This window comes from Streptomyces sp. NBC_01669, assembly GCF_026339735.1.
GTDB lineage: Bacteria > Actinomycetota > Actinomycetes > Streptomycetales > Streptomycetaceae > Streptomyces > Streptomyces yanii.
The window spans coordinates 557490-578574 of the sequence record NZ_JAPEQG010000002.1; the positions used below are offsets into that span (position 1 = coordinate 557490).

The window sequence follows — 21085 nt, forward strand, 5'->3', positions numbered from 1 at the left end:
CGTTGCGTGATCCGTCACTTCTGGTGATGTGTCGGCGGAGGCCGGGACACGGCAACGGAGTTCCCGGTAGGACAGAAGATCGACCAAGATCCGACTGTCCGCGAGGGAACTCCGTTGGGTACTCAGTGTGCCATCGTCCGCATGCCGTCTGCCATCACCGAGGGCAGCCAGGCTCCGTTGAACAGGCTGGTGGCCCCCACGGACCGGCGCTTTGGCGAGCACGTCCGTCTCGGCGTGTTGACCGAGGAGATCAGCCCTGAACTGGTTGACGAGGTCGTGGAGTTGACCGGATGCGGCGAGCGTCGCCGCCGGTTGTTGCCGGCCCGGGCGGTGATCTACTTCGTCCTGGCGTTGTGCCTGTTCAGCAGCTCCGACAGTGCCGGGCCGCCGGGATACCGGTCAGTCCTGCGCACGTTGACGGAGAAGCTGCGGCATCTGCCGGGCCTGTGTGTGCAGCGCTTGCCCACCAGTTCGGCCCTGACACGGGCCCGGCAGCGGCTGGGCGACAAGCCGCTGCAGGCCCTGTTCGAGCGGCGGTGCGGCACGCTGGCCACGACCGTCACTCCGGGCGCGTTCGCCTTCGGGCTGCGGCTGATCGCCTGGGACGGCACCGCGCTGGACGTCCCCGACACCCCGGCAAACGCAGCTGAGTTCGGCTTCACCGGCAAGGGCGGTGTCAACCAGAGCGGACACCCGCAGGTCCGCCTGATGGCCCTGACCGAATGCGGCACCCATGCCCTGGTCGACGCGGCCTTCGACGCCGTGGCCAGGTTCAGCGAGCACAAGCTCGCCCGCCGGCTGCTGGCCTCCCTGCGACCGGACATGCTACTGCTGGCCGACCGCAACTTCGCCGGACACCAACTGTGGGGCCTGGCCCGCGCCACCGGCGCCCACCTGGCCTGGCGGATCAAGAAGAACCTGGTCTTCGTGCCGCTGCGGGTGCTGTCCGACGGGTCCTACCTGTCCATCATGCGCACGCCCGCGGAGAACATCCGCCACGGCCAGGCCCGCGCGGCCGGACGCACCCTGCCCGAGCCTCCCCGGGGACACCTGGTACGGATCATCGAGTACACCGTCACCATCCACCCGCAGGCCGGCCCACCCCGCACCGAGACCTTCCGGCTGGTCACCAGCCTGCTGGACCACCGCCTCGCCCCGGCCCACCAGCTGGCGAGGGCATATCACCAGCGGTGGGAGATCGAAAACGGATTCGCGGAACTGAAGAACCGCCTGCGCGGCGCCGGATTCATCCTGCGCTCCAAGGCGCCCGAGCTGATCTACCAGGAGATCTACGCCCTCCTCACCGTCTACCAGGCACTATGCGCACTGCAGACGCGCGCGGCAGAACACGGCGGGACCGATCCCGACCGGATCTCCTTCACCGTCACGGTGCAACTCGCCCGGCTCACCGTCGCCGCCCAGGCCGCAACCGACGCCACCACGCTGGACACCGCCCGCCGCGAAGTCACCACAGAGCTCTTGGCCGCCCTCCTCCCGCCCCGCCGCAACCGGCAGTGCCAGCGCATCAAGAAGCCGTCCAAAAACACCTTCGAGGTCAGAAAACGGGACCAGCCCCGCACTCCCAGTAACGTCCGCTACACACTCAAAGTCACCAAGCACCCAACCTGACCTGCACCAACGCGCTAACTCACCGGCATTGCAGGTCACATCGCAGTTCCTGGACTGTCTCGAAGTCCGACAGCCCCTGCAGGCTCTGCAGTACCACCGTCGCGGCCAGCACCTGCGGCGGCAACGACGGCCGTCCGTTGGCCGACGGATACATGTCCGCGAAGAACTCCGGCGGGAACAGCACCTCACGATGCTCGGCCAGGAAAGCGAACACACTCCCTGCCGGGATCAACTCCCGGCAGGTCTCCCACACATCCGGCCCGACCATCTCCCCGGCCCATTCCCCCTGCATGCTCACAAGACTGGCCCCGGACCTGCCGGTCCGGGGCCAGAACGCAAAAGATTTTCAGCAGTCTTCTAGACGAGTCATTCCGAATGCTGACGGTGTGTCCGGGAACGCAGACAGGGCGTCCAAGATCGTTGTGTGACGAACAACCTGGACGCCCTGCTGACCGCACTGTACGTGAAGATCGACGACGAGATCGGAGGTACCCGATGGCTTGGCCGACCGCCGCAGCTGACGGATTCTGAGCTGGTCACCCTTGCCGTGGCGCAGGCTCTGCTGGGCTTCACCTCGGAGTCCCGCTGGCTGCGGTTCGTGGACTCCCGACTGGGAGCGATGTTCCCGTACGTGCCCAAGCAGCCAGGCTGGAACAAGCGGCTGCGGGCAGCGTTGCCGCTGGTCAAGAAGGCAATACGGCTACTGGCCGTCGATACGGACTTCTGGTTCGACAACCACTGGATCATCGACTCCACGCCGGTGGAGTGTGGCCGCTCGCGTCCGACGGTGAAGCGGTCGGACATGGCCGGCTGGGCCGGATACGGGTACTGCGCCTCGCACTCCCGGTTCTTCTGGGGCCTGCGCCTGTTCCTGGTGTGCACCCCGACCGGGATGCCCATCCTGTGGGCACTGGCGAACCCGAAGCTGGACGAGCGGGAGGTGCTGTCGGCGATGCTGGACCGCGAACCGCACCTGGCCACGGACCGGCCGAGCCTGCTGGTGATCGCGGACAAGGGCTTCGCCTCCAAGGAGTTCGAGGCCGATCTGGCCTTCCGGGGCGCGGAGTTGCTGCGTCCTTCCTTCAAGCGCGAGAAGAAGCGCAAGGGCGAGAGCCTTCTGAAGTCGGTACGGCAGCTGATCGAGTCGGTCAACGACACCCTCAAAGGCCAGCTCGACCTGGAACAGCACGGTGGCCGGACCTTCGAAGGTGTCGCCGTCCGCGTCGCCCAACGCATCCTCGCGATGGCCGCCGCGATCTGGCACAACCACAAGACCGGCCAGCCCGTCATACGATCCTTGATCGCTTATGACCACTGATCACAACACCGTTGCGTTAGCGCCGTGAGCGGCTATTGAGGCCGTGGTCGAAGAACGCGACGGTGGTGCGGACGGTGTAGTTCTGGCTGGTCGTGGGGTGTTGTCCGGCGTTCGGTCCGTACTTGCTGGTGGGGTTCTTGCGGGTGCGGGCCTTCACTCGTTGCCGTCGGTGGGCGGGCAGGAGGGCGTCCAGGGCCGCGTGGCCGATCGTGCCGACCAGGTCGACGAGGGTGTTGGGGAAGATTCCATGGCCGGCGGTGACGGTGTCGGTTGCGGCGGCCAGCAGGACGGTGAAACTGATCCGTTCCATGGGTACTTCCGGCCGACCGGTCAGGGCGTCGTCGCCGGCGCGGATCAGAGCCTGGTAGGCGGTGAGCAGGGCGTAGACCTCCTGGTCGAGACCATCGATGCTGCGGGAGCGCAGGACGCGGCCGTCGAGCATCGTGGCCTTGATCGAAAAATACGTAGTTTCCGCCTGCCACCTGCGGTGATAGAGATCAACGAGCTCGGCGGCCGGATAGCGGACGGGGTCCAGCAGGTTGGTGATCAGCCGCCACTGCTCGGAGCGGACGGTGCCATCGGCCAAGGTGACGGTGAGGGTCGCCTCGATCACGCGTACCGGCAGCAGTACCCGCAGGACGCCGTAGCCGATGCGGGCGATGTAGGAGCCGTCGCCCAGGTGCCCGGCGGGGGTGGGGACACGGCGGGCCCCGGAGCGCACCAGGAACCGCGCCCCGCTCTGATGGACGGCATCAAGGAACTCGTTGCCGTCGAAGGCCGCGTCGGCCAGCAGGAGCATCGTCTTGTCCAGGGCGGCCAGAAGCCGCTTGGCATAGGGGAGTTCACCCTCGGACTCCGGTCCGAAGGCGGCGGCTATGAGCGCGCGGGTGCCGCACTCGACCAGGGTCAGCAGCCGTAGGAGCGGATAGCCGAACTCCAGACCCTCCCCGGCCCGTTTGGGGTAGCGCCAGGTGAGCGTCTCGTCGTCGGGGGTGTGCAGCAGGGTCCCGTCGACGGCCACCGTGCGCAGGCCCCGGTAGAAGGACCCGTCCTGACCGGGGCGGGCGACGGGCCCGGCCAGTGTCTCGAACAGGCGCCGCAGAGGTGCGGCCCCCACCCTGCGCCTGGCCCGCGTCAGCGAGGAGACCGCGGGACGCACCAGGGCCAGCGGGGTCAGGGCGGCGGTCAGTTTGGACCACACCGTGCGGTACGAGCGGTGCTCGAACAGTGCGAGAGCGAGCACGAAGTACACCACCACCCGCGAAGGCAGCAGTCGCAGGCGCTTCTCGCGCCGGCCGGTCTCCTCCAGCACCGCGTCCACCAGCGCAAAGTCCACGACCTGGGTCAACTCCCCCAGATGACCCGGCGCGAACACACCCCGGGCTGTCTCGATCGTGGACGTGATGACAGACTTCTCCTGCAACGGGATCCCTGACCTTGATCGACTTTCTTCGCCGATCGTTGATCTATCAGGTGGTCCCGTTGCGCTGTTCAGCAGGGCTTGACGTACAGCTCAGAGGTCAAACGCAACGGTGTTGCCACTGATCACATCGGAATGACTCGTCTAGAAGGCTGCTGAAAATCTTGTCGAAGGGCTGTCCGGCCGCAGGCCGGGTGGCCCTTTTCGCTATGCGGTGGCCGGGGCGAGGTGCCAGGTGTTGCCCGTCCGGATGAGTCCGAGGGTGATCAGTCGGCGGAGGTTGAGGGCGGCGGCGCGGTGGTGGAGCCAGATGTTGTTGGCGATGACGCCGCGGTAGGGAACCCGGCGGTTTCCCTTGGCGACGAGCCAGGCGATGGCCCGCTCGACGGGCGGCCGCCATCGGCGGTATTCGGCCTGCCAGGCCACGTCGGTGGCAGCCTGGGCTCGGGCGGCAGCCAGCAGGTCGTACTGGGGGTGGACGTTGAGGGTGCGTCCGGTCTTGGAGGTGGTGCAGCGTTCCCGCAGCGGGCAGTCGGTGCAGACGCGCTTGAACTGGGCGGTGCGGGCGCCGTCCGCTTTGACCTGTCCGAGGTTGGCGGCGTGTCCGGCCGGGCAGGTCGCGGTGCCGGCCGCTGGGTCGATACGGAAGTCGTCGATGGTGAAGCCGCCAGGGACGGCTTGCCGCATCGGCGGCGGTTTGATCACCAGGGTGTGGCCGTCGGCCTCAAGGCGCATCCGCAGGTCGCCGGTGCCGTAGGCGGAATCGCCGAGCACGGTTAACTCGCCGTTCTCGCCGTCCAGCAGGCCGGCGGCGACGGCGGCCTCGTGGTTGCCGGGACCATAGCCCCCGGTCAGGGCGACAGCGGTGAACAGGCCGGTCTCCGGCTCGAAGGACGCATGCCCTTTGAAGCCGTCCTGGTGACGGGTGCGGTTCTTGTGGATGTGCCGCGCATCGGCATCGACGGTCGACACCAGCCGGTCGGCCACCGTGCGCTTCGCGATGCGCCAGCGTCCGTCGCGTCCGTCGGAGTCCCCGGCGGGTTCCACGTCCTGGCCCGCGACCAGGGCCAGCAAGCCGACCGCGTTCGCCGCCTTCTCGCCCATCTCCTGCTCGGGCAGGTGCCCGAGCAGGAGATGGGCATCAGTGACCAGCGCGTCGACCAGCGCGGCGCGGGCCGTCTCGTCGTCCCAGGCAATCCTCGGCTTGCCCGGGTCGGTGTAGTCGTGCGCCCGGCAGTGCTCCGCGGCCACCTCCCCGGCGCCGGGGACCTCGCGGATCACCCGGCGGACGGCGGAGATGATCTGGGTGACGGTGTCCTGGGTGGCCACCGCGTCATCGAGCACGGTGGAGTCCAGCGCCCGCCGCTGCCTGCCCTTGAGCACGCCGGTCGCGGCCACGACCTCCCTGACCTTGGTAAAGATCCGCATCGGATCGGCAGAGTGACGCAGGCGGCGCCGGAAATACGTCAGCAGCGACGGGTCAAATGCACTGTCATACAGCCCGAGCCCGCAGGCGGCCTTCCACCGCAGGTCACACCGCAACTCCTGGACGGTCTCGAAGTCCGACAGCCCCTGCAGGCTCTGCAGCACCACCGTCGCGGCCAGCACCTGCGGCGGCAGACTCGGACGACCGTTGGACGACGGATACATGTCCGCGAACATCCCCGGCGGGAACAGCACCTCACGATGTTCAGCCAGAAACGCGAACACACTGCCGGCCGGGATCAACTCCCGGCACGTTTCCCACACATCCGGCCCGACCATCTCCCCAGCCCATTCCCCCTGCATGCCTACAAGACTGGCCCCGACTCCACCGAGCCGGGGCCAGATCACCAGATTTTCAGCAGTCTTCTAGCCGCCGAGACGGGGCTGCGGCCGCTGCGCGGCCCGCTGGGTGCCGTGGACCTCCGGGGCATGACGTCGGGCTTCGCCCTCGGCGGGCTGACCACCGGCACGGACGCGGAGGTGCTGCATGTGGACGGGGAGCCGATCCCCGGCCTGTACGCGGCGGGCCGGGCCACGGCGGGCGTCGCCGCCTGGGGGGACGCGAGCGGCGCGTCGCTCGGCGACGGCAGCTTCTTCGGCCGCGGGGCGGGGCGGAGCGCGGCGCTGAACGGATAGCGCGGGTGTGGGCGGGACGAGGGTCGCGGCCCGCCCACACGGCCGGCGCACATGGCCGACGCACACGGCCCGCCCACACGGCCGGCGCAGCGAAGCACGCAGGTCACGGACGGAGGGCAGGTCACGGATCGCGCGCCGGTCACGGATCCGGCATGCCGGGCCGGTGCACGGCCAGTTCTGCGCCCGCGCAGACCGGCCGCGCGGAACCGGCCCGCCTCACCCGCCCGTCCCCTGCCCCGCCATGTCGGAGGCGGCGATGTGGCCGAAGACCATGGCGGAGCCGATCGGCACGCCGGGGCCGGGGTAGGTGGGGCCGGCCACCGAGGCGGTGGTGTTGCCCGCCGCGTACAGGCCGGGGATCGGGCTGCCGTCCTCGCGCAGTACCCGGGCCTGGGCATCGGTCCGTACTCCGCCCTTGGTGCCCAGGTCGCCGAGCACGATCTGCACGGCGTGGAAGGGCCCTTCCTCGATCGGCACCAGGCAGGGGTTGGCGCCCTCGCCCTGGGCGAAGAAGCGGTCGTAGGCGTCCTCTCCACGGTGGAAGTCCGCGTCCGCTCCGTCGGCCGCGTAGCCGTTGAAGGTCCGCACCGTGGTGCGCAGCGCCTCGGTGCCGACGCCGATCCGCTGGGCGAGGCCGTCGAGGGTGGCGGCGGTGCGCCACAGCCCGGCCTCGGTGAACGTCTTCCGGTCGGCGGGGACGACGGTGATGCCGGGCAGCTCGTCGCCGAACCGGCCGTCGAAGATCCACCAGACCGGGTTGTCGGGGGTGGTCCCGGCCTTGGCCGCGAGCATCTGACGGCCCATCCGGTCGTACGGCAGCGACTCGTTGGCGAACCGGCGGCCGGTGCCGTCCACGAAGATGCCGCCGTGCAGGCCCAGGGTGAACGCGGCCGTGCCGTCGGGGAAGCGCAGCGAGGGACACCACCAGGACTGGTCGAGCAGGCCGGTGGCGGCTCCCGCCTCGACCGCCGCGACCAGGGCCTGGCCGGTGTTGGCGCCCTGGGGGCCCATCGTCCAGTCCGCCCCGGGCAGGCCCTGCCAGTCGCGGCGGAGCTCGGCGTTGCCCTCGAAGCCGCCTGCGGCGAGCAGCACGCCGCGGCGGGCGCGGATCCGCAGGGTGCGACCGTCTTGTGCGGCCTCTGCGCCGACCACGCGGCCGTCGTCGGTGATCAGCTGCCGCAGGGCGGTGTGCAGCAGGGTACGGCCGTTGCCGGTGGACTCCATGGCGAGGAGCAGCCGGCCGATCAGGGCGCGGCCGTCGGTGAGCGGGCCTTCGGCCGGCGGCAGGCCGAGCCGTTCGGCCCACACCGGGGGGCGTACCGCGTCGAGGAGTGCGTGCGGCGCCTCGGGCGCGGGCAGGTCCACGGGGAAGACGGCGCGGCCGGCCTCGAAGCGGCCGGGTGCGGCGTAGTAGTCGGGAAAGGGCCGGTACTCGAAGCGGAGGTGGGGATTGTCCTCGAGGAAGGCGACCGTTTCTCCGGCGTGGTCGAGATAGGCGTCCTGCAGCTCGTGCGGGCTGGCCTCGCCGACCACCGCGCGGAAGTACGCGCGCCCGAGGTCGGCGGAGTCCTCCAGTCCGCCCCGTGTCTGAGCCTGGTTGCCGGGCAGCCACAGGCCGGCGCCGGCGTACGCGGTGGTGCCGCCGAAGTACCCGGTCTTCTCGATGACCAGAGTGTCCAGCCCGCGGGCCGCCGCACCGTACGCGCCGGTGAGCGCGCCGCCGCCGGAGCCGACCACCAGCACGTCGCACTCCTGGTCCCATGTCTCGTCTGTGTTCGCCATCTCGTCCCTCGGATGTGGTGGGTTGCCGATGTGGGTCGGGCAGCCGGAAGGGCGCGGCGCTCGTGCGGGAGCAGGTGCACGGCGCGGGTGCGCCGGCCGGCGGCCGTGCGCGTGGAGGTGTCCTCGTGGCGGAGGGGGACCACCTCGTCGGCACCGCCGCCCCGGACCCGGCCGTGCAGTGGCGGGCGAGTCGGCAGCCGGTGCCGGCCGCCGCATCCCCCGCCACCTCGGCGAGGTGGTTGACGAGTATGTGCAGGGAGAGGGGGCAGCGGCCATCGCGGTTTCCCGGTGAGCGGGATTCCCCGGCCGTGTCAGAACCTCGACTTTCGACGTTTCCGTTGATCGTCGTTGGGGTCGCTCGGGTGGGTGATGGGGACCTGATCTGGCGGTGCGGGGCGGGACAGCAGAGAAGCATCGGCGGTGCTTGCGTCGCCTGCTGAGAGGGACCCGCCGATGCTTCCGGACACGACCGTACCCGCTTCGCTGCTGGCGGTGCTGACGTTCCTGCGGGGCTGTTTCACCACACCGACCTTCACCACCTTCGCCGCGCTGGTCACGGGCTTGATCGCGCAGACCGGCCGGGGCACGGTGACCGGCATGGTGACGGGCGCGGGATTGACGCGCACCTGGTCCCACGACCGTGCCCACGCCTTCTTCTCCCGCGCGAGCTGGAACCCCGACCTGCTGGGCATCTCCCTCTCCCACCTGGTTGTGCGCCAACTCCTGCCAGCAGATGGAGTGTTGACAGTGGCGGTGGACGACACGCTGTTCAAGCGGCGCGGGAAGAAAGTCTTCGGCGCGGCCTGGCAGCACGACGGCGCGGCCCGGGGTCCGAAGCCGGTCGGGCGCGGGACCTGCTTCGTGGTGGTCGGCATCGTGGTCCAACTGCCGTTCCTGGCAAGGCCGGTGTGCCTGCCGGTGATGGCCCGGCTGTGGCGCCCGAAGCAGGAGCAGTCCAAGGTCGGCCTCGCCGCGTCCATGATCCGCCTGCTGGCCGCCTGCCACCACGGGCGGCGCATCCACGTCGTCGCGGACGCCGCCTACCACGGCAAGGCGCTCCGCGACCTGCCCGCGACCTGCACGTTCACCACCCGCCTGCCCGCGAGCGCGGTGCTGTACGACCTGGCCCCGCCGCCCACCGGGCGCCGCGGCCGACCCGCCCTCAAGGGCGAACGCCTTGGCACACCCAAGGACCTGGCCACCACCGCCGCCTTCACCAGGACCGAGATCAAGCGGTATCAGCGGACCGACACCATGCACCTGGCCGAGACCACCTGCCTGTGGTACGGCTCCTTCCACACCCGCACCGTCCGCGTGATCCTCCTGCGCGACGACACCACCGACACCGCCTACGACCTGGCGCTGGTCACCACCGACCTCACCACCCGCGCGGCCGGCCTGATCGCCCGCTACGCGTCACGCTGGTCGATCGAGGTCACCTTCGCCGAGGCCCGCGACCTACTCGGCGTCGGTCAGGCCCAAAACCGTACCCGCTTGGCCGTCGAGCGCACCGTCCCGTTCGGTCTGTACTGCTACACGATCACCGTGGCCTGGTACGCGCTGCACGGCCACCACCCCCGCGACGTCGCCGAGCGCCGCGAGCGGGCCCCGTGGTACACCACCAAGGCCGAGCCGGCCCTGTCCGACATGGTCGCCAAGCTCCGCCGGGTGATCATCGCCGCCCGATTTACGCCCACCCGCCCAGGCCGGCCCACGGATGAGGAAATCCGCGCCGTCCAGCAGGCGTGGGCCGCAGCCGGCGCAGCCTGATCACCCAAACCTGTCAGAACATCGAAAGTCGAGTCAGAACTGCCGGCCGTCCCCGTGCCGCACCCCGCAACTCCCCCTGGAAAAGGAGGTCACAGCATGGGGTCGTGAATGTCGATGCCGAGCGCGTCCTGGCCGAAGAGGATGAGCGCCCGCTCCAGGTCGTTGGCCGCCTGGCCGCGGCCGGTGTGCACGTCCCGCCAGGCGCGCTGCAGGGCGCTGCCGCCCTGGCGCATGACGCTGCCGCCGGCGTTCTCCATCAGCAGGTCCACGGCGGTGACCGCGCGTTCGGTGGCGATCACCTGGTCCCGGCGGGCCCGTGCGCGCAGGGACATCGGCGGTTTCTCGCCGCGCCGGGCGGTCGCGTACAGGTCGGCGATGTTGCGGGTGAGCTGCAGCCAGGCTGCGTCGATGTCACTGGCCGCACGGGCGATGCGCACCTGCGCGAAGGGGTCCTCGGCGACCTTCTGCCCGTAGGGGACGCGGAAGCGCTCGCGGGCTGCCGCGACGTAGTCCTCGTAGGCGCCCTCGGCAATGCCGACGACAGCGGTCGAGATGGTGGTGGTGAAGACGGCGGCGTACGGCAACCGGTACAGCGGCTCCGTGTTGATCTCCTGTCCCGGACATGCCAGTGCACTCATGGGGCCGTAGCCGAGGGCGCGGTGGTCGGGGACGAAGACGTCCTCGACGACGATGTCGTTGCTGCCGGTACCGCGCAGGCCGACGGTGTCCCACACATCGTCGACGCGGTAGTCGGTGCGGGGCACCAGGAAGGTCCGCATGTCCACCGGCCGTCCCCCTCCGTCCGTGACGAGGCCGCCGAGCAGGGCCCATTGAGCGTGGTCGCAGCCGGAGGAGAAGTGCCAGCGGCCGGAGAGCCGGACGCCGCCGTCCACCGGAGTGACCGCCCCGGTCGGGGCGTAGGAGGAGCAGATCCGGGTGGAGCTGTCCCCACCCCACACCTCCTCCTGTGCCCGCGGGTCGTACAGGGCGACGTGCCAGGGGTGCACACCGATCACCGAGACGGCCCAGCCCGTCGAGCCGCACGCCTTGGCGATCTCCTTCACCGCGGCGTAGTGGACGGCCGGGTCGGCGGCGAGCCCGCCGTACGCCCTGGGCTGGAGCAACCGGAAGAAGCCGGCCTGCTCGAGCTCCTCGACCGAGGTGTCGGGCACACGGCGCCGCGCCTCGGCCTCGGCCGCGCGCTCGCGCAGGGCGGGGGCGACTTCGCGGACCGCCGCGAGGACGTCGTCGTCACGCATGCACATCCCTCTCAGGTCCTCAGGTCGTCCCGGGGCGACGGGAGGGAAACTACGCTTTACTGATCCGAAACGGAACACCCTCTTCCCAGCAGTGGAATCCACTGGCAATCTCCACGCAATATCGGAGATTACGGCCGCGGCCCGGAGGGTCGTCGGCTGTCCGTGTGGGAGGTGCCGTTGACAACGCACGCTGTCGAGGCCGGATGTCCGCCGCTGTCCCTGCTGGAGAAGGCGGCGAAGGTACTGAGCGCTTTCCAGGGCGCCCAGCCCCGGCTCACACTGACCGAGGTCGTACAGCGCTCCGGCCTCCCCCGGTCCTCCGCGCACCGCATCCTTGACCAGTTGGTGCAGCTGCGCTGGCTGGAGCGTGAGGGCCGCGACTACCGGCTGGGCATGAGCATGCTGGAGCTCGGCGCCCTGGCCTCGCACCACAACCGGCTGCGACGGGCGGCGCTGCCCCATCTCCACGCGCTGCACGAGACCACCGGCCATCTGGTGCACCTCACGGTGCTCGACGGTGCCGAGGTGGTCTATCTGGAGCGCATAGGCGGGTCGGACGACTCCGGCGTGCCGTCACGGGTGGGCGGGCGGCAGCCGGCGTACTGCACGGCGGCGGGCAAGGCGATCCTGGCCTTCAGTGACGGCGCGCTGGTGGAGCAGGTGATAGGGCATGGGCTGCGGCCACGGACGCTGCGTACCATCACCCGCCCGGAGTCCTTCCGCGGGGAGCTGGCGACGGTGCGGAAGCGCGGGGTGGCGTTCGACTACGAGGAGGGGCACCGGGGGGTCTTCTGCGTGGCCGCACCGCTGCGCGGGGCCGGCCGGGCGGTCGCTGCGATCTCGGTGTGCGGTAACGGCGCCCACCGGGAGCTGGAGCGGATCGCGCCCGCCGTGCAGAACTGCGCGCGGGCGGTGTGGCAGGCGATGTTCGGGCCGGGGCGGCACACGAGGAAGCCGGCGCAGACGGCCGAGACGGCGTCCGCGCCCGGTGTTCCGCAGCCCGCGATGGACAACATGATGTCCTGGCTGCGCTTCAGCGACTGGATGTGACGGCGGGGCTCACGGCGACCCGGGAAACACTCACCGGGGTGTGAGCGCGCCCTGCGGGCCGCGCTCACACCCCGGTGAGTCGGGATCAGCCTCGGGCGAAGCGCGCCCGCAGAGCGTCGAGGCCGGTGCCGTAGGTGCCGTCGCCGATGAGCGACTCCACCTGCGCCACCACTTCGTCAGGGCCCTGGTACGCGGCGGACCACCGGACCTCGGCACCGTGGGCGTGCGGGCGTACGGCGAGCGTCGCCACATAGTCGCCGACCGGCAGGATCACCGGGTCGAGGAGGGCGTAGCGGTACCAGCGGGCGTCGGCGTCGCGCTCCAGCAGGCGCTCGCGCGCGACGACCTTGCCGTCGATCGCGAAGACCCGTACGGCACCGGGGACTTGGGGGTTCGCGTCGTCCTCGATGGTGGACGGCGGCACGTGCGGGTGCCAGTCGGCGAGACCGCCGAAGTCGCCGATGGCCGCCCACACCTGGTCGGGGGTGGCCGCCAGCACGGTGGAACGCTCAAGCGTGCGCGTGTTCATGGACGTCTCCTCGATGTGTGTGCTCACCAGGTGCGGTCGCCGCGCAGGACCGCGTCGGCACCGCCGTCCACGAAGACGACCTGCCCGGTCACATGGGTGTTCTCGGGGGAGGTCAGCCAGGCGATCAGCGGGGCGATCTGCTCGGGGCGGGCGTGGCCGTGCAGCGGCATCGGTACGCTCTGCTCGACGAGTCGCAGCATGTCGGGGTCGTCCAGCAGGGGCTGGGTCATCGGCGTGATGATCACGCCGGGGCCGACGGCGTTGAGCGGGATACCCGCACCGGCCCAGTCCTCGGTGACGGCGCAGCGGCGGATCCAGCGGGAGATCGCGGCCTTGGAGGAGGAGTAGACGAGGTGCCCCTCCCCTCGGTCGACGGCTGCCTGGGAAGCCTCCACCGCCGCTTCCTCGTCGTCGGCGAGCGCGGCGTCCACGATCGCCGGGTCGGTCGGATGCACGGAGTCGACCGAGCCGATGACGAGGGCCCGCGGGGCGGTGCCGGCGGCCAGCAGTGGGCGCAGGCCGTCGAGGGTGGCGACGGCGCCGAAGTGGTTGACCTTGATGGTGAGCGGGTCGAAGTGCGCGATGCCCGCGCAGGAGATGACGGCGTCGAGGCGGCTGCCGGTCAGCTCACGGGCGCGGGCGACGAGTTCGGCCCGGCCTTCGACGGTGGACAGGTCGGCGGCGATGTCGCTGTCCTTGAGGTCGGCCCCGATGACGGTGTGTCCCTGCGAGCGCAGGAGTGCCACGGTGGCCTTGCCGATGCCGGAGGCCGCTCCGGTGATGAGGTAAGTGCGGGACATGGTGGGTTCCTTCGGGGACGGTGTGACGGTCGCGGTGGGCGGAACCGCGGTGCCTGTCACGGGACGGCTTCCGCTTCGTTCGCGTCATTCGCGTCTTTCGCGTCAGGAATAGGTGATCCCGACCTGGTCGGTGAGGGGAACGGCCTGACAGGCCAGCACATATCCCTCGCCGATGTCCTGGTCGTCCAGGACCTCGTTGCGGAGCATCTTCACCTCACCTGCCACGACCCTGCAGGTGCAGGCGCTGCACGCGCCCTCCCGACAGGAGTACGGGGCCTCCACCCCCGCGGCGAGGAGCACGTCGAGCAGCGGGGTCCCCGACGGCCAGACGACCGTGTGGGTCTCGCCGTCGAGTTCCACGTCCGCCGTGCTGCCTCCCTCGACGGGCGCGCACTCCCCCGCTGCGGGTGCCGGTGCCGGAACGTCGAAGACGTCCCCGCTCAGCGAGAAGAACCGCTCGCGGTGGATCCGGTCGCCTGGCGCGCCGAGCGCGCGCAAGCACTGCTCGGCGGCGTCCATCATCGGCCCCGGACCGCAGACGAACGCCTCGCGTCCGGCGTACGGTGCGAGCGCGGCGGCCAGCCGGTGCGCGGTGGGCAGACCCTGGAGCGACTCCAGCCAGTGGATCACCAGCAGCCGGTCCGGGTGGTCCTCGGTCAGCTCCCGCAGCTCGTCGCGGAAGATGACCGAGGACTCGTCGCGGTTGGCGTACAGAAGCGTCACCCGGCCGTGCCCCCTCGCCAGGGCCGACTTGGCGATCGACAGCACCGGCGTGATGCCGCTGCCCCCGGCGACGAGCAGCAGGTCCGCGTCGAGATCGGAGGGGGTGAAGGTGCCGGCCGGCGGCAGCACCTCCAGCTCGTCCCCCGCCGCCACCTGGTCGCACACCCAGTTGGAGCCGTATCCGCCGGCCACCCGCTTGACGGTGACCTTCAGTGGCTCGCCGGTGTGCGGTGAACTGGCGAGGGAGTAGCAGCGGGCGGCCGCCCCTCCGTCCGCCCCGGGCAGCTTCAGGGTGAGGAACTGCCCGGGGCGGTAGGAGAATCGGCCGGTGCTCTCCGGCGGCGCCTGGAGCACCAGGGAGTGCGCGTCGCCTGTCTCGGCGATCACTTCGACGACGCGCAGCCGGTGCGTACGCGACCCGGTCGCCGGCCCGGGCATCGGTTCAGGCATCGGCGACCTCCAGGGTGCCTTCTTCGACCGCGCGGTCGATGCTCTCGCGCAGCGCCAGGCAGGTCCGGATGCGGGCGGTGTTCCCGCCCTCGGCCACTCGGCCGCGGAACTCGGCGCAGACGACGGCCGCCTCGGCGGTCCATTGCACCGAGGTGTGGGCCATGCTGAACTTCTCACACAGGACCTGGTTGCCGCAGGTCACGCACTCCACCGGCTGCATGTCAGGATCCGGTTTCCTTCTCCGTCTCCGCCTTCTTCTCCGCCGCGAGGCGGGCGAGGTTCTCCTTGACCTCCGCCCGCCACGCCGCGGTGGCGCGGGTGACATCGATCTCGAACTCGAAGCGCTGCACCATCTCGTCCTTGACGTCCTCGACGTCGACGTAGAACTGCTCGTACCAGCGCCGCAGTTGGTAGACGGGGCCGTCTTCCTCGCAGAGCAGGGGGTTGTCGATCCGGCTCTTGTTCCGCCAGATCTCGATGTCCTGCTCGAAGCCGGCCGCGAGGCCTTCCGAGGTGAGCCGGGCCGCTTCGGCGGCCTCCTCGTCCGACATCCCGGGCAGCTTATTGACGATGGCCCCGTACTGGAGCATGAAGCTGTTCTCGTCGATCGGGTAATGGCAGTTGATCAGGGCCATCTCCATCTCGACTCCCTCGGCCACCGGCGAGAAGAGGTAGTCGATCATGTATGAGGGGCCGAAGTACGAGGCGTCGGAGCGCAGTGTGGTGCTCAGCGTGCCCAGGTTGTAGTCCTCCCGCGGCACGGTCTCCTGGTACTGGGTGGCGACGTGCCCCTCGAAGACGTTCTTGAAGTACGTGGGCAGCGAGTAGTGCACGTAGAAGAAGTGCGCCATGTCCACGACGTTGTCCACGATTTCGCGGCAGTTGGAGCCCTCGACCCGTACGGTCTTCCAGGTCCACTCGCTCCACTCGTCGCTGAAGGCGCCCTCGATCCGCGGGATGGCCACCTCGGGCGGCGGCGGGTTGCCCTGTGGGTCGTGCCAGACGAAGAGCTGCTTGTTCTCCTCGAGGGTGGTCCACGAGCGGGTGCGGGCGCGCGGCGGCACGCGGCGCGCGTACGGGATGTCCGCGCAGCGGCCGTTGCCCGACCAGCGCCAGTCGTGGAACGGGCACGCCACCGCGTCGCCCTTGACGGTGCCGTGGGCGAGGTTGCCGCCCATGTGCGGGCAGTAGGCGTTCAGGACGTGCAGCTGTCCGTCGCCCTGGCCCTGGAAGACCACCAGCTTGGTACCGAACGCCTCGATCTCGTGCGGCTTGCCGTCCTTGAAGCCGTCGGCCAGGCCGAGGCAGTGCCAGCCCCGGGCGAAGCGGGCGGGCGGCCTGCCCGCCTCGATGACCCGGACCTCGTCGTTGAGAGCAGTCATCTTGTCCCTCCAGTGTCGGCTGCCTGCGGGAGGCGGCCTCAGTTCTGTGCGGCGAGTTCCACTGCGATGTCGATGAGCTGGTCCTCCTGACCGCCGACGAGGCGTCGCTCGCCCGCGCGCAGGAGGATTTCGGCGCCCGAGACGCCGTAGCGCTCGGCCTGCCGGTAGGCGTGCTTGAGGAAGCTGGAGTAGACCCCGGCGTGGCCCATCAACAGGGCGAGCCGGTCGAGTCGGCACTCGTCGTCCATCACCGGGCGGACCACGTCCTCCGCCGCGTCGATGATCTTCAGTACGTCGACGCCGGTGCGGATGCCCATCTTGGCGCAGACAGCGACCAGCGCCTCGACGGCGGTGTTGCCCGCGCCCGCGCCGAGTCGGCGGGTGGAGCCGTCGATCTGCAGGGCGCCGGCCTTGACGGCCGCGATGGAGTTCCCCGTGCCGAGGGCCAGGTTCTCGTGTCCGTGGAAGCCGACCTGGGCGTCGCCTGCGAGCTCGGCGACCAGGGCCTCGACCCGGGCGGTGACGTCGTCCATGACCATGGCGCCGGCCGAGTCGACGACGTACACGCACTGGCAGCCTGCGTCGGCCATGATCCGGCCCTGCCGCGCCAGGTTCTCCGGCGTGGTCGAGTGGGCCATCATCAGGAAGCCGACGGTCTCCAGGCCCATCTCACGGGCGAGCCCGAAGTGCTGGATCGCGATGTCTGCCTCGGTGCAGTGGGTGGCGATCCGGCAGATGGTCGCGCCGAGCTCGCGTGCGGCCCGGATGTCGTCCTTGACACCGAGTCCGGGGAGCATCAGGAAGGCGATCTCCGCCTGCTGCGCGGTGTCCACCGCGATCTTGATCAGCTGCTGCTCGGGGGTTCTGGAGAAGCCGTAGTTGAAGGACGAGCCGCCGAGCCCGTCGCCGTGCGTCACCTCGATCACCGGGACGCCGGCGCCGTCGAGGGCCGCCACGACGGACCGTACGTCCTCGCCCGTGAACTGGTGCCGCTTGGCGTGCGAGCCGTCGCGCAGCGAGGAGTCGGTGATCCGGATGTCGAGGGTTTCCGAGTAGGGCATGCGGGGTGCTCCTTACGCGCCCTGGGCGAGGAGCGCCTTGGCGAACTCCTCGCCCACCTTGGTGGCGGCGGCGGTCATGATGTCGAGGTTTCCGGCGTACGGCGGCAGGTAGTCGCCCGCGCCCTCCACCTCCAGGAAGATCGCGACGCGTGCCATCCCGCCGTTCTCGGGGCGCGGATCGTCGAACTGCGGCTCTGTGCGCAGCCGGTAGCCGGGCACGTAGGCGGCGACCTGCTCGGCGATCTCCTTCACGGACTGGGTGATCGCGTCCCGGTCGGCGTCCTCGGGTATGGCGCAGAAGACGGTGTCGCGCATGACGACGGGTGGCTCGGCGGGGTTGAGGATGATGATCGCCTTGCCGCGCTCGGCGCCGCCGATGGTCTCGATGCCGAGGGAGGTGGTGCGGGTGAACTCGTCGATGTTTGCGCGGGTTCCGGGTCCGGCCGAGACGGAGGCCACCGAGGCGACGATCTCCGCGTACGCCACGGGGACCACGCGGGAGACCGCGTACACCATGGGGATGGTGGCCTGTCCTCCGCAGGTGATCATGTTGACGTTGGGTTTGTCGAGGTGCTCGCGCAGATTGGCGGGCGGGACGACGGCGGGGCCGACGGCCGCCGGGGTGAGGTCGACGGACCGGATGCCGAGCTCCGCGTAGCGCGGGGCGTTGGCCCGGTGGACGTAGGCGGAGGTGGCCTCGAAGACGATGTCGGGGAGTTCGTCCTGGGCGAGCAGCCGGTCGACGCCCTCGTGGCTTGCCTCCAGGCCGGCGTCGCGGGCGCGGGCGAGGCCCTCGCTGCCGGGGTCGACGCCGATCATCCAGCGCGGTTCGACGAGTTCGGAGCGTTGCAGCTTGTAGAGCAGATCGGTGCCGATGTTGCCGGAGCCGACGATCGCGGCGGTCGCCTTGGTCTTGCTGGTCATCATCACCTCAGGTGAACGAAAGGGAGACCGGGCCCAGCCCGGTGAACTCGGCGGTGAAGGTCGCTCCCGCAGCCACGTCGACTGCCCGGGTGCACGAGCCGGGCAGCACCACGTGCCCCTTCTTCAGGGGCACGCCGAAGCGGGCCACGGTGCGGGCGAGCCAGGCGACGGAGACGGCCGGGTCGCCGAGCACGGCGTCGCTGCGGCCCTCGGCCAGCAGCTCACCGCCGTGTGTGAGCCGCGCGTCGATCGCCTTGAGGTCCAGTTCGCGCGGGTGACGGCCCTCGCCGATGACGTATCCGGCGGAGGAGGCGTTGTCCGCGATGGTGTCGGCGATGGAGATCCGCCAGTCGCGGATCCTGCTGTCGATCAACTCCAGGGCGGGGACGACACGTTCGGTGGCGGCGAGCACATCCGCCGGGGTGCAGTTCTCGCCCGGCAGGTCGTCGCCGAGGACGAAGCCGACCTCGACCTCGATGCGCGGGCAGCAGTAGCGGGAGACGGGGACGGGACGGTCCGGGCTCAGCTCCATGTCGTCGAGCAGGTGGCCGTAGTCCGGCTCGTCCACGCCCATCATCTGCTGCATGACGGGGGACGACAGGCCGACCTTGTGACCGCGCACCTCGGCCCCGGCGCCGACGCGGTGCCGGACGTTGATGAGCTGGATCTCGTACGCGTCCTCGGTGCCGATCTCCGGGAAGGCCTCGGTCAGCGGGGCGACCTGCGTGCGGCGGTGCTCGGCGGAGCGCAGGATCTCCGCCGCGTGATGCCTCTGGGGGTCCGTGAGCATGGGGTCCTCTGCGGTGCGTTGGGCTGTTCCGGGAGGCTAAGCGGGGTGCCCTCCGAGCGGGGAGCGTGAATTCCCGCTGACCGGGAAAGGTGCGACGCGAAGACGCGAACGGCCCCGGGAGCCACCGTCGGCGGTTCTCGGGGCCGTTGAAGAAGGCTCCGCCTGACGGCGGGCCGGCGGGTCCGGCGGCTTCTACCGCGCCCCGTACACCGGCTGGGGGGGCACGGCCTCGGCCAGCAGCTTGAGGGCGGTCTCGCCCGCCTGCGCCGGGGTCCAGCGGGCACCCCTGTCCGCGGTGGGACCCGGACGCCAGCCCTCCATGACGGTGATCCGGCCGGCCTCGGCCTCGAAGACCCGGCCCGTCACCCCGGCACAGGCGCCGGAGCCCAGCCAGACGACGAGGGGGGAGACGTTCTCCGGGGCCATGGCGTCGAACGCGCCGTCCTCGGGGGCGGCCATGGTGTCGGCGAAGGTCTGCTCGGTCATCCGGGTGCGGGCGGCCGGGGCTATCGCGTTGACCTGGACGCCGTAGCGCGCCATCTCCGCCGAGGCGACGAGCGTCAGGCCGACGATCCCGGCCTTTGCGGCGGCGTAGTTGCCCTGGCCGACGCTGCCGAGCAGGCCGGCCCCGGAGCTGGTGTTGATCACGCGGGCCTCGGGCGTACGGCCGGCCTTCGCCTCGGCCCGCCAGTGCGCGGCGGCGTGCTTGAGCGGCAGGAAGTGGCCCTTGAGGTGAACGCGCATGACGGCGTCCCAGTCGTCCTCGTCGAGATTGACGAGCATGCGGTCGCGCAGGAATCCGGCGTTGTTGACCAGGGTGTCGAGGCGGCCGAAGGTGTCCACTGCGGTGGCGATGAGCGAGACAGCGCCCTCGGCGGTGGTGATGTCCCCGCCATGGGCGACAGCCTCCCCGCCGAGCGCGCGGATCTCGTCGACGACCTGCTGGGCGGGCTGGGCCGTCCCTCCCGTGCCGTCGAGGCCGACGCCGAGGTCGTTGACGACGACTTTCGCTCCCTCGGCGGCGAAGGCGAGGGCGTGGGCGCGGCCGAGCCCGCGGCCGGCCCCGGTGACGACGGCGACGCGTCCGGTGCAGATTCCCGTGGTCATGGCTGTGTCCTTTCGGTGAGCGGATGTCTTCCGGCAGCCGCCCGGGGCAGGTGCCCCCGGCACCACGACGGCGGCAGGCGCGCTTACTCACGCCCCACCCCTGCCGGAGGCGGTCAGGCGGTCAGTTGTTGTTGGCGGTTGCAGCGTCGAGGAAGGCGGGGCGCTCTCCTCCGCCGTGGACGTGCAGGGCGGCGCCGCTGATGTACGCGGCGCGGTCGGAGGCGAGGAAGACGCAGGCGTCGCCGATGTCGGAGGGATCGGCGAGCCGGCCGAGCGGCACGGTGCGGCCGACGGCGGCGATGCCGTCCTCGTCCCCGTAGTGCAGATGGGACAGCTCGGTGCGGACCATGCCGAGGACGAGCGTGTTGACCCGTACCCGGGGCGCCCATTCCACGGCCATGGAGCGGGCGAGGTTCTCCAGGCCCGCCTTGGCGGCTCCGTACGCCGCGGTCCCCGGGGACGGGCGGGTCCCGCTGACGCTGCCGACCATCACGATCGATCCGCCGCCGCTCTGATGGCGCATCACCTCGTACGCGGCGAGGGAGGCGGTCAGCGGCGCGACGAGGTTCAGCTCGACGACCCGGGCGTGGCGTTCGGCTCCGTCCCCGTCGAGCATCTGGAAGGGAGTTCCCCCGGCGTTGTTGACCAGGGTGTCCAGCCGCCCGTAGTCGCTCCGCACCTGTTCGAAGAATCCACCGACCGCCTCCGGGTCGCGGAGGTCGACCGGGAGGAAGCGGGCCGTACGCCCGGCTGCCTCGACGGGCTTGTCCGGAGCCCGTCGTGCGCAGGTCACGACCTGCGCACCGGCTTCGAGCAGGGCGCGGGTGATCCCCGCGCCGATGCCCCGGGTTCCGCCGGTGACGACGGCGACGGAACCGGACAGGTCGATGATCGCTGCCAATTGACACCTCCCGTAGCGAGGGATCCACTGCTACCTTCGCCTAACAAACGTTTGGTGGAAAGGTAGCTG

Annotated in this window: 20 protein-coding genes; 5 read left to right on the forward strand and 15 right to left on the reverse strand. The window is 70.5% G+C overall.

Annotated elements, in window-relative coordinates; all coding sequences use genetic code 11:
* Positions 1-141: 141 nt before the first annotated feature.
* The gene (locus OG972_RS43415) at positions 142-1629 is read left to right on the forward strand and encodes an IS4 family transposase (protein WP_266991926.1); all 1488 of its coding nucleotides are present in this window, start codon (positions 142-144) and stop codon (positions 1627-1629) included.
* Between the two features lie 19 nt (positions 1630-1648).
* On the opposite strand, the gene OG972_RS43420 is transcribed toward OG972_RS43415, so the two are convergent.
* On the reverse strand, positions 1649-1921 hold the full coding sequence (locus OG972_RS43420) for a transposase (protein ID WP_266991928.1): 273 nt from the start codon (positions 1919-1921) through the stop codon (positions 1649-1651).
* 132 nt (positions 1922-2053) lie between these two features.
* Between OG972_RS43420 and OG972_RS43425 the strand changes: the two genes are divergently transcribed.
* Complete coding sequence (locus OG972_RS43425) at positions 2054-2947, forward strand: IS982 family transposase (RefSeq protein ID WP_266991930.1); 894 nt, start codon at positions 2054-2056, stop codon at positions 2945-2947.
* 16 nt (positions 2948-2963) lie between these two features.
* Here OG972_RS43425 and OG972_RS43430 read toward each other — a convergent pair whose 3' ends face one another.
* A complete protein-coding gene (locus OG972_RS43430) occupies positions 2964-4370 on the reverse strand; it encodes an IS4 family transposase (protein ID WP_266991932.1) in 1407 nt (468 codons plus the stop codon).
* A 204-nt stretch (positions 4371-4574) separates the two neighbouring features.
* Positions 4575-6155: an IS1182 family transposase gene (locus OG972_RS43435; protein WP_266991934.1), complete on the reverse strand. Its 1581-nt coding sequence runs from the start codon at positions 6153-6155 to the stop codon at positions 4575-4577.
* Between OG972_RS43435 and OG972_RS43440 the strand changes: the two genes are divergently transcribed.
* Complete coding sequence (locus OG972_RS43440; RefSeq protein ID WP_266991936.1) at positions 6054-6488, forward strand: FAD-binding protein; 435 nt, start codon at positions 6054-6056, stop codon at positions 6486-6488. The two genes, OG972_RS43435 and OG972_RS43440, sit on opposite strands and share 102 nt — an antisense overlap.
* A 216-nt stretch (positions 6489-6704) precedes the next feature.
* Here the strand turns inward: OG972_RS43440 and OG972_RS43445 are convergent, their stop codons facing one another.
* On the reverse strand, positions 6705-8270 hold the full coding sequence (locus OG972_RS43445; protein WP_266991938.1) for an FAD-binding protein: 1566 nt from the start codon (positions 8268-8270) through the stop codon (positions 6705-6707).
* A gap of 453 nt (positions 8271-8723) precedes the next feature.
* Here OG972_RS43445 and OG972_RS43450 point away from each other — a divergent pair, with 453 nt between their 5' ends.
* Complete coding sequence (locus OG972_RS43450; protein WP_266991940.1) at positions 8724-10040, forward strand: transposase; 1317 nt, start codon at positions 8724-8726, stop codon at positions 10038-10040.
* Between the two features lie 89 nt (positions 10041-10129).
* Here OG972_RS43450 and hsaA read toward each other — a convergent pair whose 3' ends face one another.
* Complete coding sequence (hsaA, locus tag OG972_RS43455; RefSeq protein ID WP_266991942.1) at positions 10130-11299, reverse strand: 3-hydroxy-9,10-secoandrosta-1,3,5(10)-triene-9,17-dione monooxygenase oxygenase subunit; 1170 nt, start codon at positions 11297-11299, stop codon at positions 10130-10132.
* 171 nt (positions 11300-11470) lie between these two features.
* On the opposite strand from hsaA, the gene OG972_RS43460 reads away from it, so the two are divergent.
* Positions 11471-12349 (forward strand): IclR family transcriptional regulator, encoded by an 879-nt coding sequence (locus tag OG972_RS43460; protein ID WP_266991944.1) that lies wholly within the window; start codon positions 11471-11473, stop codon positions 12347-12349.
* Between the two features lie 85 nt (positions 12350-12434).
* On the opposite strand, the gene OG972_RS43465 is transcribed toward OG972_RS43460, so the two are convergent.
* From OG972_RS43465 to OG972_RS43510, 10 genes are all read right to left on the reverse strand, one after another.
* Entirely contained in the window at positions 12435-12878 is a 444-nt protein-coding gene (locus tag OG972_RS43465) for an SRPBCC family protein (protein ID WP_266991946.1), read from the reverse strand.
* A 23-nt stretch (positions 12879-12901) separates the two neighbouring features.
* Complete coding sequence (locus OG972_RS43470; RefSeq protein ID WP_266991949.1) at positions 12902-13678, reverse strand: SDR family oxidoreductase; 777 nt, start codon at positions 13676-13678, stop codon at positions 12902-12904.
* Positions 13679-13780: 102 nt separating this feature from the next.
* Entirely contained in the window at positions 13781-14851 is a 1071-nt protein-coding gene (locus OG972_RS43475; protein ID WP_266991951.1) for a ferredoxin--NADP reductase, read from the reverse strand.
* Entirely contained in the window at positions 14844-15071 is a 228-nt protein-coding gene (locus tag OG972_RS43480; protein ID WP_266991953.1) for a hypothetical protein, read from the reverse strand. The genes OG972_RS43475 and OG972_RS43480 overlap by 8 nt, the downstream gene beginning before the upstream one ends.
* Position 15072: 1 nt before the next feature.
* Positions 15073-16233: a Rieske 2Fe-2S domain-containing protein gene (locus OG972_RS43485; RefSeq protein ID WP_266991955.1), complete on the reverse strand. Its 1161-nt coding sequence runs from the start codon at positions 16231-16233 to the stop codon at positions 15073-15075.
* Between the two features lie 38 nt (positions 16234-16271).
* The gene (gene dmpG, locus OG972_RS43490) at positions 16272-17294 is read right to left on the reverse strand and encodes a 4-hydroxy-2-oxovalerate aldolase (protein WP_266991957.1); all 1023 of its coding nucleotides are present in this window, start codon (positions 17292-17294) and stop codon (positions 16272-16274) included.
* Between the two features lie 12 nt (positions 17295-17306).
* The gene (locus OG972_RS43495; protein WP_266992982.1) at positions 17307-18218 is read right to left on the reverse strand and encodes an acetaldehyde dehydrogenase (acetylating); all 912 of its coding nucleotides are present in this window, start codon (positions 18216-18218) and stop codon (positions 17307-17309) included.
* Between the two features lie 7 nt (positions 18219-18225).
* Positions 18226-19008, reverse strand: a complete 783-nt coding sequence (locus tag OG972_RS43500) for a 2-keto-4-pentenoate hydratase (RefSeq protein ID WP_266991959.1) — start codon at positions 19006-19008, stop codon at positions 18226-18228.
* Positions 19009-19200: 192 nt separating this feature from the next.
* On the reverse strand, positions 19201-20115 hold the full coding sequence (locus OG972_RS43505) for an SDR family oxidoreductase (RefSeq protein ID WP_266991961.1): 915 nt from the start codon (positions 20113-20115) through the stop codon (positions 19201-19203).
* Between the two features lie 121 nt (positions 20116-20236).
* Positions 20237-21016, reverse strand: a complete 780-nt coding sequence (locus OG972_RS43510) for an SDR family oxidoreductase (protein WP_266991963.1) — start codon at positions 21014-21016, stop codon at positions 20237-20239.
* Between the last annotated feature and the right edge of the window lie 69 nt (positions 21017-21085).

Excerpts from the sequence above, each read along its gene's own strand:
- OG972_RS43415 (WP_266991926.1), top strand. The coding sequence starts at position 142 with ATGCCGTCTGCCATCACCGAGGGCAGCCAGGCTCCGTTGAACAGGCTG.
- OG972_RS43420 (WP_266991928.1), bottom strand. The coding sequence starts at position 1,921 with ATGCAGGGGGAATGGGCCGGGGAGATGGTCGGGCCGGATGTGTGGGAG.
- OG972_RS43440 (WP_266991936.1), top strand. The coding sequence starts at position 6,054 with ATGTTCAGCCAGAAACGCGAACACACTGCCGGCCGGGATCAACTCCCG.
- OG972_RS43435 (WP_266991934.1), bottom strand. The coding sequence starts at position 6,155 with ATGCAGGGGGAATGGGCTGGGGAGATGGTCGGGCCGGATGTGTGGGAA.
- OG972_RS43445 (WP_266991938.1), bottom strand. The coding sequence starts at position 8,270 with ATGGCGAACACAGACGAGACATGGGACCAGGAGTGCGACGTGCTGGTG.
- OG972_RS43450 (WP_266991940.1), top strand. The coding sequence starts at position 8,724 with ATGCTTCCGGACACGACCGTACCCGCTTCGCTGCTGGCGGTGCTGACG.
- hsaA (WP_266991942.1), bottom strand. The coding sequence starts at position 11,299 with ATGCGTGACGACGACGTCCTCGCGGCGGTCCGCGAAGTCGCCCCCGCC.
- OG972_RS43465 (WP_266991946.1), bottom strand. The coding sequence starts at position 12,878 with ATGAACACGCGCACGCTTGAGCGTTCCACCGTGCTGGCGGCCACCCCC.
- OG972_RS43470 (WP_266991949.1), bottom strand. The coding sequence starts at position 13,678 with ATGTCCCGCACTTACCTCATCACCGGAGCGGCCTCCGGCATCGGCAAG.
- OG972_RS43475 (WP_266991951.1), bottom strand. The coding sequence starts at position 14,851 with ATGCCTGAACCGATGCCCGGGCCGGCGACCGGGTCGCGTACGCACCGG.
- OG972_RS43480 (WP_266991953.1), bottom strand. The coding sequence starts at position 15,071 with ATGCAGCCGGTGGAGTGCGTGACCTGCGGCAACCAGGTCCTGTGTGAG.
- OG972_RS43485 (WP_266991955.1), bottom strand. The coding sequence starts at position 16,233 with ATGACTGCTCTCAACGACGAGGTCCGGGTCATCGAGGCGGGCAGGCCG.
- dmpG (WP_266991957.1), bottom strand. The coding sequence starts at position 17,294 with ATGCCCTACTCGGAAACCCTCGACATCCGGATCACCGACTCCTCGCTG.
- OG972_RS43495 (WP_266992982.1), bottom strand. The coding sequence starts at position 18,218 with ATGACCAGCAAGACCAAGGCGACCGCCGCGATCGTCGGCTCCGGCAAC.
- OG972_RS43500 (WP_266991959.1), bottom strand. The coding sequence starts at position 19,008 with ATGCTCACGGACCCCCAGAGGCATCACGCGGCGGAGATCCTGCGCTCC.
- OG972_RS43505 (WP_266991961.1), bottom strand. The coding sequence starts at position 20,115 with ATGACCACGGGAATCTGCACCGGACGCGTCGCCGTCGTCACCGGGGCC.